The 14,437-nt window shown below is 75.0% G+C and carries 10 protein-coding genes; 5 read left to right on the top strand and 5 right to left on the bottom strand.

Annotation, left to right across the window (positions count from 1 at the left end; genetic code table 11):
• Nucleotides 1–98: 98 nt before the first annotated feature.
• Nucleotides 99–857: a TIGR03089 family protein gene (locus tag ACZ5FU_RS12070; protein ID WP_451527371.1), complete on the bottom strand. Its 759-nt coding sequence runs from the start codon at nt 855–857 to the stop codon at nt 99–101.
• A 129-nt stretch (nt 858–986) separates the two neighbouring features.
• Here ACZ5FU_RS12070 and ACZ5FU_RS12065 point away from each other — a divergent pair, with 129 nt between their 5' ends.
• Both ACZ5FU_RS12065 and manB read left to right on the top strand, forming a co-directional pair.
• Nucleotides 987–2,444 (top strand): peptidoglycan recognition protein family protein, encoded by a 1,458-nt coding sequence (locus ACZ5FU_RS12065; protein WP_451527370.1) that lies wholly within the window; start codon nt 987–989, stop codon nt 2,442–2,444.
• A 208-nt stretch (nt 2,445–2,652) separates the two neighbouring features.
• A complete protein-coding gene (gene manB / locus ACZ5FU_RS12060) occupies nt 2,653–3,735 on the top strand; it encodes a mannose-1-phosphate guanylyltransferase (protein ID WP_451778975.1) in 1,083 nt (360 codons plus the stop codon).
• Between the two features lie 129 nt (nt 3,736–3,864).
• Here the strand turns inward: manB and ACZ5FU_RS12055 are convergent, their stop codons facing one another.
• The 4 genes from ACZ5FU_RS12055 to ACZ5FU_RS12040 all read right to left on the bottom strand — a co-directional run bounded on the left by ACZ5FU_RS12055 (nt 3,865) and on the right by ACZ5FU_RS12040 (nt 7,878).
• Nucleotides 3,865–4,908 (bottom strand): DNA-3-methyladenine glycosylase family protein, encoded by a 1,044-nt coding sequence (locus ACZ5FU_RS12055; protein ID WP_451778972.1) that lies wholly within the window; start codon nt 4,906–4,908, stop codon nt 3,865–3,867.
• Between the two features lie 102 nt (nt 4,909–5,010).
• A complete protein-coding gene (locus ACZ5FU_RS12050; protein ID WP_451527367.1) occupies nt 5,011–6,315 on the bottom strand; it encodes a coenzyme F420-0:L-glutamate ligase in 1,305 nt (434 codons plus the stop codon).
• Nucleotides 6,312–7,271 (bottom strand): 2-phospho-L-lactate transferase, encoded by a 960-nt coding sequence (gene cofD / locus ACZ5FU_RS12045; RefSeq protein ID WP_469045275.1) that lies wholly within the window; start codon nt 7,269–7,271, stop codon nt 6,312–6,314. Before cofD ends, ACZ5FU_RS12050 begins: the two co-directional genes overlap by 4 nt.
• A 76-nt stretch (nt 7,272–7,347) precedes the next feature.
• Complete coding sequence (locus tag ACZ5FU_RS12040) at nt 7,348–7,878, bottom strand: cysteine dioxygenase (protein WP_451527365.1); 531 nt, start codon at nt 7,876–7,878, stop codon at nt 7,348–7,350.
• Between the two features lie 716 nt (nt 7,879–8,594).
• On the opposite strand from ACZ5FU_RS12040, the gene ACZ5FU_RS12035 reads away from it, so the two are divergent.
• From ACZ5FU_RS12035 to ACZ5FU_RS12025, 3 genes are all read left to right on the top strand, one after another.
• Nucleotides 8,595–8,864, top strand: coding sequence for a WhiB family transcriptional regulator (locus ACZ5FU_RS12035; RefSeq protein ID WP_363086494.1), 270 nt, complete (start codon nt 8,595–8,597; stop codon nt 8,862–8,864).
• 168 nt (nt 8,865–9,032) lie between these two features.
• The gene (locus tag ACZ5FU_RS12030; RefSeq protein WP_469045274.1) at nt 9,033–12,758 is read left to right on the top strand and encodes a glycosyltransferase; all 3,726 of its coding nucleotides are present in this window, start codon (nt 9,033–9,035) and stop codon (nt 12,756–12,758) included.
• On the top strand, nt 12,755–14,407 hold the full coding sequence (locus ACZ5FU_RS12025) for a DUF5719 family protein (RefSeq protein ID WP_469045273.1): 1,653 nt from the start codon (nt 12,755–12,757) through the stop codon (nt 14,405–14,407). The genes ACZ5FU_RS12030 and ACZ5FU_RS12025 overlap by 4 nt, the downstream gene beginning before the upstream one ends.
• The last annotated feature ends 30 nt before the right edge of the window (nt 14,408–14,437 follow it).

Below are 14,437 nucleotides of genomic sequence, written 5' to 3'. Positions count from 1 at the left end.
GGTGGGCCGCCCGCCCGGGGAGGCTCCACGCGAGCGACTCGGCCGCCGGGCCGCGGCCGCCGGGCCGTGACCGTCCGGCCGCGGCTGTCCGGTCGCGGCTACCTGGCCGTGGCCGTCACCCGTTCGCTGTCGATGCGCCGGGTCAGGGTCTCCTGCGACGCCTCGGCCAGGTTCCGGCACAGGACGACCGAGCCGCCGGTGGCCAGGGGGGCGTACAGGCCGGCGCTGAGGCCCTCCCAGGTGTCGTACGGCAGGCCCGACAGGAGGCGGGAGCCGGGGCCGGTGAGGCCGAGGGCCGGCGCGTCGGCGCGGGCGCGCTCCACCAGCTCCGCGCCCGTGTACTCGGCGCCGGCCACGATCAGCGCGGGCTCCTCGGGATCGACGGGCGCGTACGGCGCGAAACGGTCGCCGTGGGCCGGGACGTCCACCGCGTAGTCGGCGTACCCCTGCGGCGGCGCCGGGACGAACCGGCGGCCCAGCGGCGCCAGCGACAGCGCGTACCGCTCACCCGGGCACGCCAGCCCCGCCTCGAACAGGCCGGGACCGGCCACGACGAAGTCCGCGCGGGCCGGATCCCCGGCCACGTCCGCGACGACCCCGACCGAGGAGCACGCCACCAGCCACACCGCCGTCTGCCAGTGCGCGGGCAGCAGCAGCGCGACGCGGTCGCCGGGTTCGGCGGACAGCCCGTCCTGGAGGAGGTTGGCGGTCTTGGCCACCCAATTGGCGAAGGTGGCCACAGACAATTCCACCCGTTCGCCCGTGGTGTCGTCGTAGAAGGTCACCAGGGGGCGGGCGGGATCCGCGGCGAGCGCGGAACGCAGCAGGTCGGCGGGGGTGCGGTCAGTGGCGTTCACCCGCGTCAGCGTACGCGCGTCCCCCGGGCGAACGCCCGCCGCCGGGCCACCGGTTCGGCCGAACGCCTCCCGACGCCCCGTCAAGACCCCGATGGACAGAAAAGTACGGCTATGTCCAGGATCGGTGGCATGCGTGGACTGCTTGCTTCCCCGATCGGCGTCACCTGTGCGGCCGCACTCGCCCTCCCGTTGACGCCCCCCGCCTCCGCGGTGACGGCGCGTTCGGTGCCGGCCGCACAGGCGGCGTCCGCCGCGGCCCGGCCCGCCGGCCCCGCCGCCCCGCTCGCCGGCAGCACCCGGTCGCTGCCCCTGACCCCCCTCGCCCGCGACCGTGCCACCGGCGGCACCGGAGCCGAACAGGGCCTGCCACCCCGCGACGTACGGTCCTTCTCCCTCCTCGGCGTCGTCTGGGACGACCCGGACGCCGAACTGCACGGCCGCGTCCAGGTCCGTACGCGCGCCGCCGGCACCGGAACCTGGTCCGGCTGGCAGGACGTCGAGACGCACAACGCCGACCACGGCGCCGACCCCGACACCCCCGAACGCGCCTCGGGCCACGTCCGCGGCGCCACCGCCCCGCTGTGGGTGGGGGAGTCGGACGGCGTCGAGGTCCGGGTCAGCCCGGACGCCGAACGGCGCACGGAGGAGACCGCGGGCGGCTCCCGCACCGTGTCCTCGCCCCTCGGGCTCCCTGCGGGGATGCGCCTGGAACTCGTCGATCCCGGCACCGCCACCGACCCCGCCCCCGCGGAACCGCGCCGCGGCCGGGCCGCGGCCGAGGTTCCGGCGGGCACGGCGGCGGGTGCGGCGGCGGACCCGGCCGCCGGCACGACGGCCGGGTCGGCGGAGGCCTCCGCCGCCGACGCCGCCCTCACCCCGCCCGGCGCCACCGGGATCCCCGCCCTCGACCTCGCGGACACCCGACGCGAACTCCTCGCCCTCCGCTCCGGCGAACTGACGGCCGCTCAGCGCGCGAAGCCCTACATCGGCCCCCGTCCCGGCATCGTCACCCGCCGCGGCTGGGGCGCCGACGAGAAGCTGCGGGAGAAGAGCTTCGTGTACACGACGAAGGTCAAGGCCGCCTTCGTGCACCACACGGCCTCGGGGAACACCTACACGTGCTCACAGGTCCCGTCCCTCATCCGCGGCATCTACCGGTACCACGTCAAGAGCATGGGCTGGCGGGACATCGGCTACAACTTCCTCGTCGACAAGTGCGGCACCATCTACGAGGGCCGCGCGGGGGGCGTGGCGAAGCCGGTCCTGGGCGCCCACACCCTCGGCTTCAACAGCAACAGCATGGGGGTCGCCGTCCTCGGCACGTTCACGTCCACCAAGCCGTCCGCCGCGGCGGTCAAGGGCATCGCCCGCCTGACGGCGTGGAAGCTGGGCCTGTTCGGCGCCGATCCGAACGGAAAGACCTACCTGAAGTCCGGCGGCGGCAACCTCTACGGAAAAGGCAAGAACGTGCGGCTGAACGTGATCTCCGGCCACCGGGACGGCTTCGCCACGGAATGCCCGGGACGGCAGCTCTACGGCAAGCTCGGCTCGGCCCGTACGACCGCGGCCGGCTACCAGGGCCGCTGACGCCGCGGAACCGGAACCCCGGCGGCCGGCGCGAGCCCCGCCGGGGTTCCGGCGGGACGAGGACACGTCCGACGAGGACACGTTCCACAGCCGTCGGGGAAACGGGCACGGAACACCGCACGGCCGTCGGAGCCGCCGCACGACGGTCTGCATACACTGGCCGGCCGAAAGACAGTTCGGCCGGTCCCGGCAGGAAGCAGAGACGAAGGTGACAGAAGCGATCCTCCTGGTCGGCGGCAAGGGCACCCGGCTGCGCCCGCTCACGGTGCACACGCCCAAGCCCATGGTCAGGGCGGCGGGGGTGCCCTTCCTCACGCACCAGCTGGCGCGGGCGAGGGCGGCGGGCGTGGATCACGTCGTCCTCGCGACGAGCTATCTGGCCGAGGTCTTCGAGCCGTACTTCGGCGACGGCTCGTCGCTGGGCCTGCACATCGAGTACGTCACCGAGGAGGAGCCCCTCGGTACCGGCGGCGCCCTCCGCAACGTCGCGTCCCGGCTCCGCTCGGGCCCCGACGACCCGGTGCTGGTCTTCAACGGGGACATCCTCACCGGCCTGGACATCGGACGGCTGGTGGCCACCCACGAGGAGACGGCGGCGGACGTCTCGCTGCACCTGACGAAGGTGACGGACCCCCGGGCGTACGGCCTGGTCCCGACGGACGGCACCGGAAGGGTCCTGGCCTTCCTGGAGAAGCCCCAGAGTCCCGAGGAGATCGTCACCGACCAGATCAACGCGGGCGCCTACGTCTTCCGCCGCTCGGTCATCGACACGATCCCGGCCGGCCGCCCGGTCTCGGTGGAGCGCGAGACGTTCCCCGGCCTCCTGGCCGCCGGCGCCCACCTGCAGGGGATGGTCGACTCCACGTACTGGCTGGACCTCGGCACCCCGGCGGCCTTCGTCCGGGGCTCGGCGGACCTGGTCCTCGGCCGCGCCCCGTCGCCCGCGGTCCCCGGCCGCTGCGGCGACCGTCTCATCCTGCCGACGGCCACGGTCGCGCCCGACGCCAAGCTGACCGGCGGCACGGTGGTCGGCGAGGGCGCCTTCGTCGCGGAGGGCGCGCGCGTCTTCGGCTCGACGATCCTGCCCGGCGCGGTGATCGAACCCGGCGCGGTCATCACCGACTCCCTCATCGGCAACCGGGCCCGTGTGGGCGAACGCTCCGTCCTCACCGGCGCGGTCGTCGGCGACGGCGCGGTGGTCGGCGCCGACAACGAACTCCGGGACGGGGTGAGGGTGTGGTGCGACGCGCGCATCCCGGCGGCCGCCCTGAGGTTCTCCTCGGACCGGTAGGCCCTCCGCCCGTCCGGTCCGTCCGGTCCGGGAGAGGAAAGGGAAGGAGGGGGGAGGGGACGGGGAAGAGGAGCCTGCGGGGCCGAAGACCCCGGGGAACCCGCCTCCTCGGAGTCCCCCGCCGCCGCCTCACAGTCCCTTGATGTCCCCCACCGGTCTGCGGGGGCCCCGCCGTTCGGGAGTGCTCCCGCTCAGCAGGATCAACCGCGCGGCCCGGTGCCGCTGCCCCGCGTACGGCTCCAGCAGCGCCAGCATCGCCGCGTCGTCCGCGGACCGGTCCCGCGCCAGCGCCCACCCCACGATCCCCGGCAGGTGCAGATCCCCCACGGTCACCGCGTCCGCCGCCCCGTGGCTGCGCTGCACGACCTCCGCGGACGTCCACGGTCCGATCCCCGGCACGGCCTCCAGCCGGGCCTGCGCCTGGGCCGGCGGCATCCGCACCGCCTCCTCCAGCCGCCCGGCGACCCGCACGGCGCGCAGCACCGTCGAGGCCCGCTTGTCGTCGACCCCGGCCCGGTGCCACTCCCACGAGGGGATCAGCGCCCAGGTCCGGGGCGCCGGCATCACCCACAGCCGCCCGCCCGCCGCGGGCCCGGGCGCCGGCTCGCCGAACCCGCGCACCAGCGTCCGCCACGCCCGGTACGCCTCGACCGTCGTGAACTTCTGCTCCAGGACCGACGGGATCAACGACTCCAGCACCAGCCCGGTCCGCAGCAGCCGCAGCCCCGGCCGCCGGTGCCGGGCCGCCGCCACCAGCCGGTGCCGGGGCACGAAGGCGGCGGGGTCGTCCGCGGCCCCGAGCAGCTCGGGCAACCGCTCCAGCAGCCACTCGGCCCCCGGCCCCCAGGCCTGCCCGCGCACCGCGCCCTCACCGGGCACCACCGAGACCCGCAGCGTCCCCGGCCCGCAGGGGGTCAGACTGGCCCGCCACACCGACCCGTCGGGCATCGCCCGGAACGTCGGGTCCGCCGGCCCGCGTCGCAGCGGCCCCAGCACCAGCCCGAGATCGAGCGGCCCGTCAGGCACCCAGGTCCGCACCCGCCCCGCCGAGGAAGCCTGCCGAGGTGCCGCGGCGCCCACGCCCACGGGCCCGCGGCGCACGGCCGCGGCGGCCCCTCCCACGCCCCTCGGGCCGCGGGGGAGCGCGGGCCGGGGATCGAAGCGTCCTGCCACGGGTGAGGTCCTAGCTGGGCGGGGTCGGGCGGGCGGACCGGGCGGGTCCGCGCCACGGGACGACCGGTGACCTACGAGCGTAGGCGCACGGCCGCCCGGAGGTCACCGCACCTCCACGAAGCCGGCGACCTCCCGCGCGGGCCGGGCCTTCGGCTCCTCCGCCGGATGCCCGACCGCCACCGCCCCCATCGGGTCCCAGTCCCCGGGCAGCTCCAGCACCTCGCGCACCACGTCCCGGCAGAACATGGTCGACGACACCCACGCGGACCCCAGCCGCTCCCCGGCCAGCGCGACGAGGAAGTTCTGCACCCCGGCACCGGTCGCGACGACGAACATCTCCCGCTCGGCCGCGTCCCGCCGCGCGTCGCCGTAGGTGTGCGAGCCGTCCGTCACCAGGCACGGCACGACCAGACAGGGAGCGTTGCGCAGGACGTCCCCGCGCCGCACCCGCTTGGCGATCGACTCCTCGGACCTGCCGTCCCGCCGCAGGTCCTCGATCCACGCGTCCCGCATGGCGTCCAGCAGCCGCACCCGCGACCCCGCCGACTCCAGGAGCACGAACCGCCAGGGCGTCGTGTGGTGCGGCGCCGGCGCCGTCAGGGCGGCGGCCACGGCCCGCCGCACCGCGCCGGGATCGACCGGCTCGTCGGTGAAGGAGCGCACGGTCCGCCGCTGGGTGACCGCCAGTCGTACGGCCTCGGACGTCCCGAGCCGGAACATGTCGTCGCGCGCGCCGCGCACCATGGCGCGGGCGCCCTCCCCGTCGCCGTCGGCCACCACCCGGGGCAGACCCCGCACCACGGCCACGGGCAGCCCCGCGGCCTTCCCCTTCACCAGGTCGCCCGCGGCGGCCAGCTCGTCCGCCGTGGCGACGACGGTGGCGCCGAGCGGGTTGCCGTACGCGTCCGTGCCGCCCCGCAGGTCGTCCAGCACGCGGACGCCCGCGGCGCCGATCGCCACGTCGGTGAGTCCCGCGCGCCAGGGCCGCCCGAAGGTGTCGGTGACGAGGACGCCGACGTCGACGCCGAGCGTGTCGCGCAGCCCGTCGCGGATCGCGCGCGCGGAGGCGTCCGGGTCCTCGGGCAGCAACAGCACGGTCCCCGCCGGGGTGTTGGAGGCGTCGACGCCGGCCGCCGCCATGACCAGGCCCTGCCGGTTCTCGACGATCCGCAGCGCCCCGCGGCGGGCCACGACCCGCACGGTCTCCGCGTCGATCGCGGCCTCCCGGTCGTCCGCCCGGACGACGCGTCCCTCCGCCTTGGACACGATCTTCGAGGTCACCAGCACGACGTCCCCGTCGACGAGCCCCGGCTCGGCGGCGGCGATCAGCTTGGCGAGGTCGTCGCCCGCCCGCACCTCGGGCAGCCCGCCCACGGCCCAGACCCGGTAACCGGTCTCCGTGCTCACGCGCCCCGCACCTCCTCCGCCAGCGCCAGCGCCTCCGAGGCCATCCGCGCGCTCGCGTCGAGGTCCGTCATCATCAGCGGGACGGCCCGGCAGCGGATCCCGGCGGCCTCGACCCGCTCCACGGAAGCCGCGTCGACGGTGTCCACGAGCCAGCCGTCCAGCAGCCCCGAGCCGTAGTGCTCGGCGACCGCGGCGGCCGTCGACTCCACACCGACCGCCGCCAGCACCTTGTCGGCCATCCCGCGCACCGGCGCGTCCCCGACGATGGGGGAGAGGCCCACCACCGGCACCCCGGCCCCGGCGATCGCCTCGCGGATGCCGGGCACGGCGAGGATCGTGCCGACGGACACGACCGGGTTCGACGGCGGGAAGAGGACGACGTCCGCCCCGGCGATCGCCTCCAGCACCCCGGGCGCGGGCTTCGCCTGCTCGGCGCCGACCGGCACGATCGCCTCGGCCGGCACCGACGCCCGCAGCCGCACCCAGTACTCCTGGAAGTGGACGGCCCGGCGCTCGCCGTCCACCTCGACGGCGACGTGCGTCTCGACGCGGTCGTCGCTCATCGGGATCAGCCGAACGCCCGGCTTCCACCGGTCGCAGAGCGCCTCGGTGACCGCGCTGAGCGGGTACCCGGCACCGATCATCTGCGTCCGCACGATGTGCGTCGCGAAGTCCCGGTCGCCCAGCCCGAACCACTCGGGTCCCACGCCGTAGGCCGCGAGCTCCTCCTTGACGCGGAACGTCTCGTCGGCCCGCCCCCAGCCCTCCTCCTCGTCGATGCCGCCGCCGAGCGTGTACATCACCGTGTCGAGGTCCGGGCAGACCTTCAGCCCGAAGAGGTGGATGTCGTCCCCGATGTTGCCGATGACCGTGATGTCCGCGTCCGGCGCGGCCCTCTTCAGACCGCGCAGGAACCGGGCACCACCGATGCCGCCTGCCAGAACCACAATGCGCATGCGCCAAGTCTTGCAGGCGGGTGCGACAACCCGTCACACGCCCGCCGCCCGTCGCCCCCGGTGACCGGACGGCGGGTCACACGGTGACGGCACGCCCCTCGCAGTACGGCGCCGCGTGCATCGGCATCTCGGTCAGACCGGGGAAGTACACGTGCAGGCTCACGGCCGGCTCCAGCGTGTCGTTGACCACCTCGTGGACGTACCCCGGAGCGAACACCCTGCCCCACTCCCGGCTCCGCCCGGGCGCGGCGGCCCCCGCCGGAGGCGCGGACAACGTGCGCGTGCCGCGCTCCGTGCGCTCGGTCAGCGTGCCCTCCAGGACGGTCATCACCCCGGAGGAACGGCCGTGGTCGTGCGGTCCGGTGCCCTGTCCGGGCACCCAGGACAGCAGCCACACCTCGTAGCCGGGGCCGGTGCGCAGCCGGTGGTACCAGCGGCTGGTCGCGTCGTACCGGACGAGGTGCTCCCACTGGGACCGGTCGGCGGCGACGGACCGGGCCAGGCCCGCGAACTCGGCGACGGTGGCCGGGTGCTCGCGGGGGGCCTGGAGGAGGTGGGGGACTTCGAGGATGTCGCCGGCGATCTGGAGGTCGCTGTCGCTGTTCATGGGATGCGGTGGTCCTCGGCGGGAGAAGAGGCGGGGGGCTGGGTGTCACGTGCCGTCCGCCCGGGTCACGGGCGAGAGGGGTGCCCTGGTGCGGGCGTGGAACAGGCAGCCGAGTCCGGATCGGACTCAGGGACAGCCGGAGCGAAGGGACGGGCTCAACAGCTGGAACAGCGACAACAGCTACAGCGGGCCCGGGCAGCACCGTGGGACCCGGCGGTGCGGGTCGAGGCGAGCGCCAAGTTCGCGAGCATGCCCACAAGGACAGCGGCTCACACCATCGGTGTCAACTCGGCACCCGCCGGGCGAGACCGTTTCACCTCATCAGGTTCAGCTGCGAGGCGAAAGGTTTGCGCATGCCCTCACCGGGACACATGGCGCACAAGCCGGGCGCGAGGACCCGTCGCGATCCCGTCGTCCGACGGTGATCCGGTTCGCTTCCGGACGCGTGTCGGAACGAGATCGCTCCCCGGGGCGTCCTTCCCCGTACGGGACCGTGCGGGGCGGAGGCCCTTCGGGGCCTCATCTGCGTGTCAAGGTTTATGCCGATTTGAACACTTACCGCATGGCCTTGGTTCCGCAGAGTGAATAAGGGGCCCAATAGCAGATCTCAGCTTGACTCGCCCGGAGCAGCACACTTGTAATTTCACTCGTGTCGTTCAGCCGACAACGGTAACGGCCACGTCACGGGGACGCGAAAGACAGAGCGAGGGGCGCACATGACCGAGCTGGTGCAGCAACTGCTGGTCGACGTCGACGACACGGACGAGGAACTCGGCTGGCAGGAGCGCGCACTGTGCGCCCAGACCGACCCCGAGTCCTTCTTCCCCGAGAAGGGCGGCTCCACCCGCGAGGCCAAGAAGGTCTGCCTCGCCTGCGAGGTCCGCTCCGAATGCCTCGAGTACGCCCTTGCCAACGACGAGAGATTCGGCATCTGGGGCGGACTCTCCGAGCGGGAGCGCCGCCGGCTGAAGAAGGCGGCCGTCTGAGCGCGGCCCGGTCCGAGGCCGTGAACGGCCCGTCGCAGGTGGCTTGTCCACAGGCGGCGGGCCGCCGTCGTGGCCAGCCGATAGTGTGGGCGCTCGTCCGAGACACCCCGCCGCTCCCGTGCGGCGCGGGCGTCCACCGCAGTCCACCGAACCGGGGCCCGTACCTCGATGTCCGTGCACAGCCAAACGGCAGGTCAACGCGACGCTGCCACTCCTGAGTTCCCGCGCCACGTGGTGACCGCGGTCCTCGTCTCCCACGACGGCGCCCGCTGGCTGCCCGACGCGCTCGCCGGGCTGCTCGGCCAGGAGCGTCCCGTCCAAGCCGTCGTGGCCGCCGACACCGGCAGCGCGGACGACTCGGCCCAGCTGGTCACCGACGCCCTCGGCGCCGACCGTGTCCTGCACCTCGCCCGCCGCACCGGTTTCGGCCAGGCCGTCGAGGAGGCGAGCCGGACCGCTCCGCTCCTGACCCCCGACGAACTGCCGTACCTCAGGCGCCCGAGCAGCTGGGACCCCGCCACGCGCACCTGGCGCGACGACGCCCACGACCTGCCCGACCTCCCGCACGGCGAACCCGTCCAGTGGCTGTGGCTGCTGCACGACGACTGCGCGCCCGAACCCGGCGCCCTGGCCGAACTGCTGCGCGTCGTGGAGAACGAACACGAACTGGGCCGTGACGACGTCGCCGTCGTCGGCCCCAAGCTCCGCGGCTGGTACGACCGCCGCCAGCTCCTCGAGGTCGGCGTCACCATCGCCCACTCCGGCCGCCGCTGGACCGGCCTGGACCGCCGCGAACAGGACCAGGGCCAGCACGACCACGTACGCCCCGTGCTGGCCGTGTCCACCGCCGGCATGCTCGTCCGCCGCGACGTCTTCGAGGAACTCGGCGGCTTCGACCGCCGCCTGCCCCTCATGCGCGACGACGTCGACCTGTGCTGGCGGGCGCACACCGCCGGCCACCGCGTCCTCGTCGCCCCCGACGCCGTCGTCCGGCACGCCGAGGCCGCCTCCCGCGAGCGGCGCGCCGTCGACTGCGCGGGCCGCACCACGGCCTCCCCCCACAAGGTCGACAAGGCCGGCGCCGTCTACACCCTCCTCGTCAACAGCCGTACGGCCCTGCTGCCCTGGATCCTGGTCCGCCTGGTCGTCGGCACCCTCCTGAGGACCGTCGCCAACCTCGTCGGCAAGGTCCCCGGACAGGCTCTCGACGAGATCCGCGGCCTGCTGGGCACCCTGCTGCGGCCCGAGCGGATCGTCGCCGGACGACGCCTGCGCGGCACCCCCCGGATCGACAAGGACGAACTGCGCCCGCTGTTCCCGCCGCCCGGCGCGACCGTGCGGGCCACCGTCGAACAGGCCGCGGGCGACCTCTTCGGCGCCACCGACACCGAGACCACGACCGGAGCCGGCCGGCACGGCGGCGCCGTCGAGTCGGGACCCGGCGGCGACGACGCCGACTTCCTCGAGATCGAACAGTTCGCCCGCCTCAAGCGCATCGCCCGCAAACCCGGCCCGGTGCTCTTCCTGGTGCTGCTGCTGGTCTCCCTGGTCGCCTGCCGCAACCTCCTGGGCGGCGGCGCCCTCACCGGGGGGGCCATGCTGCCCGCCCCGGCCGACGCCGCCGAGCTGTGGTCGCGCCATCTCGACGCCTGGCACCCGGTCGGCGCCGGCGGCACCTCGTCCGCCCCGCCGTACCTCGCGGTCGTCGCCCTGCTCGCCTCCCTGCTGTTCGGTTCGACCGGCCTCGCCGTCACCGTGCTGCTGGTCTGCTCGGTCCCGCTGGCGGGCCTCACCGCCTACTTCGCCTCCCGCCCGCTCATCGGGTCGAGCCTGCTGCGCGCGTGGGGCGCCGTCGTCTACGCCTTCCTGCCCGCCGCCACCGGCGCCCTCGCGGGCGGCCGCATCGGCACCGCCGTCCTGGCCGTCCTGCTGCCGCTGATCGCCCGCGCGGGCATCGCCGCGAGCGGCCTCTCCCACCCCTCCGGCGCACGCGGCAGCTGGCGCGCCACCTGGGCGTACGCCCTGCTGCTGACGCTCACCACCGCCTTCACGCCGATCGTCTGGCCCATCGCGCTGGTCCTCGGGCTCGGCGTCCTCGCCGTGCGCCGCTCCGACATCCCCGCCCACGGCCTGCGCTTCCTCGTCCAGCTCGGCACCCCCCTGCTGGTCCTCGCGCCCTGGTCGCTGTCGCTGCTCCCGTTCGGCTTCTTCACCGAAGCCGGCCTGGAGTACGGCCCCTCGGCCGCCTCCGCGACCGACCTGCTCGGCATCAGCCCCGGCGGTCCCGGCACGGTCAGCGGCCTGATGCTCATCGGCGTCGTCCTGGCCGCCCTGGCCGCCCTGCTGCGCACGGAACGCCAGTCCGGCATCTGGACGGCCTGGGCGGTCGCCCTGGTCGGCCTCGTCTTCGCGGTCCTGTCCAACACCTCCGCCTGGGCCGGCCCCGCCACCCTCGTCTACGGCATCGGCCTGCTCGCCGCCGCCCTCCTGGGCGCCGACGGCGCACGCACGCGTGTCGCCGAACAGAGCTTCGGCTGGCGGCAGCCGGTCGCCGCCCTCATCGCCTTCGCCTCGGCCGCGGGCCCGCTGCTGGTCGCCGCGGGCTGGATGCTCGGCGGCGCCGACGGCCCCCTGGAACGCCGCGACCCGGTCCAGGTGCCCGCGTTCGTCGCCGAGGAGAGCAACACCCGCGACCAGGCCCGCACCCTCGTCCTGGACAGCGGCTCCGCCGCCCACGTCGGCTACATGCTGGTCCGCGGCTCCGGCGCCCGCATGGGCGACGCCGAACTCGCCGCGGCCGACGGGGAGAACGCCACCCTCGGCAAGGTCGTCGCCAACCTCGTCGCCGGCTCCGGCGCCGACCAGGCCGACCAGCTCGGCAAGTTCGCCGTCCGCTACGTCCTCGTCCACAAGGGCGCGCCCCGCGAGGTCACCCGCGTCCTGGACGCCACCCCCGGCCTGTCCCGGCTCAGCCAGCAGGACGGCAGCGCCCTGTGGCGGGTCGACCAGGAGGTCTCCCGCGCGGCGATCGTCACCGCTTCCGGCAAGGGCACCCCGACGGCGGTCGCCGCGGGCCCGGTCGACGTCCACACCACGGTTCCCGCGGGCGCCGACGGCCGGATCCTGCGCCTGGCCGACGCCGCCGCCGACGGCTGGACCGCCACCCTCGACGGCGAACCGCTCACCCGCACCACCGTCGACGGCTGGGCCCAGGGCTTCGAACTCCCCGCCTCCGGCGGCCGCCTGGACGTCACCTACGACGACCCGTTCGGCCACACCGCCTGGCTGTGGGCGCAGGGCTTCCTCGCCCTCGTCCTGGTCGTCCTCGCCCTGCCCGGCCGCCGCCGCGACGTCGACGACGACCTGCCCGAGGAGCAGCTCGTCCCGGACCGGGCCGTCGAGGGCGAGGGCCGCCGCGCCCGCCGCCTGCGCGCCCAGGCCGAGTCCGAGTCCGAGGACACGGGCCGCGAGGAGGACACGGGCCGGCACGAGACCCCCGACGGGGACGAGGACGCCATGTCCCCCGCGGCCGAGGAGACCCCGGCCGCGGTGCCGCACCAGCAGTCCTACGACGACTGGGAGGCACCGGCCGCCGCGCCCGCCCCCTACGACGCCTACGGCGACGAGCGGTACCAGGGCGTCCCCCAGCAGTACACGGCCGGGACCTACGACCAGACCGCCTACGACCAGACCGCCTACGACCCCTACCGGGCCGGCCAGTACGACCCGTACGCCTACGAGGCCCGCCCCGAGGCCGCCGCCGCGTACGACCAGGCCTACCAGCAGGGCTACGACCCGTCGGCGTACCGGCAGGACGACCACGACCCCGCCCACGACCCGGCGCGGCACCCCCACGGCACCGGCAGCGAGCGCCCCGACGGGAGTCAGCAGTGAACCGCACCACCCTGTCCCTGATCGCCGGCACGGTCGCCCTGGCCGCCGTCACCGGGTTCGCCACGCTCAGCGAGCCCGACACGTCCGGCACGGACACCGCGGAGGCGGCCGCCGTCCTGCCCGTGGAGCGCACCGGCCTGCTCTGCCCGGCACCCAGCGCCTCCGACCTCGCCGAGACGGCGTACACGTCCTTCACCCCCGTCACCAAGGGCACCGGGAGCGACGGCTCGGCCGCACTCCTCGCCGCCCCCCGGGAGGCGACGGGCACGGCCGCCGACGAGGACACCGGGAAGACGGCCGGGGACGACGGGACCACGGACGGGGACGACGGGACCACGGACGGGACGGGCACCGACAAGGCCGACTCCGACAAGGCCGGTGACGGCAAGGCCGACACCGACAAGACGGACGCCGGCAAGACGGACGCCGGCAAGGCCGACGACGCGAAGACCTCGGCCAAGCCGGTCCTGACCCCCAAGGAACCCGGCACCCCCGTCACCGCCGAGACCTCCGGTGCCGACGAGCCCGCGCTCGTGGGCACCGCCGAAGGCAGGTTCGCGCCCGGCTGGACGGTCCAGCAGACCACCCAGGTCACCGCCGGCAACGGCCGCGGCCTGCTCGGCTTCACCTGCGCCGCCCCGGACACGGAGTTCTGGTTCCCGGGCGTCAGCACCGCGGTCGACCGCACGGACTACGTCCACCTCACCAACCCCGACGACTCCGCGGCCGTCGCCGACATCGAGCTGTTCGGCAAGGACGGCGCCGTCACGACCACGGTCGGCGAGGGCCTGACGATCCCGGCGCACTCCAGCGAGCCCATCCTGCTGTCCACCCTCACCGGCGAGAAGCAGGACGACCTGACCGTCCACGTGAACGTCCGCAGCGGCCGCGTCGGCGCCGCCGTGCAGGCCCTGGACGACAAGCTCGGCGGCGACTGGCTGGCCGCGTCCACCGACCCCGCGAACACCCTGGTCGTCCCCGGCATCCCCAAGGACGCCACGGCGGTCCGCCTGGTCGCCTTCGCGCCGGGCGACGCCGACGCCGACCTCAAGGTGCAACTCGCCTCGCCCAACGGCCTGATCACCCCCGCCGGCCAGGAGACGCTGCACGTCAAGGGAGGCATGACGACCGCCCTCGACCTGGGCGACGTCACACGCGGGGAGGCCGGCTCGCTGGTCCTGACACCCACCGACGGGTCGGCGCCGGTCGTCGCGGCCGTCCGGGTCGTGCGCGGCAAGGGCGACAAGCAGGAGTCGGCGTTCATCCCCGCCACCGGCCCGGTCGGCACGCGCGCGTCCGTCGCCGGCAACGGGGCCAAGGACGCCACGCTCTCCCTGACCGCGCCCACGGCCACCGCCAAGGTCAAGGTCACCGCGTCGGCGGGCACGGGCGGAGGCACCGCGGCCTCCCAGACGTACACGATCAAGCAGGGCACCACCCAGGACGTCCGGTTCCCGGTCCCCGCCGGCCTCAAGGGCACCTACGCCCTGACCGTGGAGAACCTCACCGCCGCCCCCGTCCACGCCGCCCGCACCCTGACGGCGACGGAGAGCGGCATCCCCGGCTTCACCGTCCAGACGCTGCCGGACGACCGGGGCACGGTGGCGGTCCCGGAGGCCGACGAGGATCTGACGGTGCTGCAGAAGTGAGCACGACGGGGGGAGCGCGCGGGTGCCCGC

Source organism: Streptomyces sp. NPDC031554, assembly GCF_055580685.1.
The sequence above is the reverse complement of the archived record's forward strand: the minus strand, read 5'-3'. Positions and strand labels throughout refer to the sequence as shown.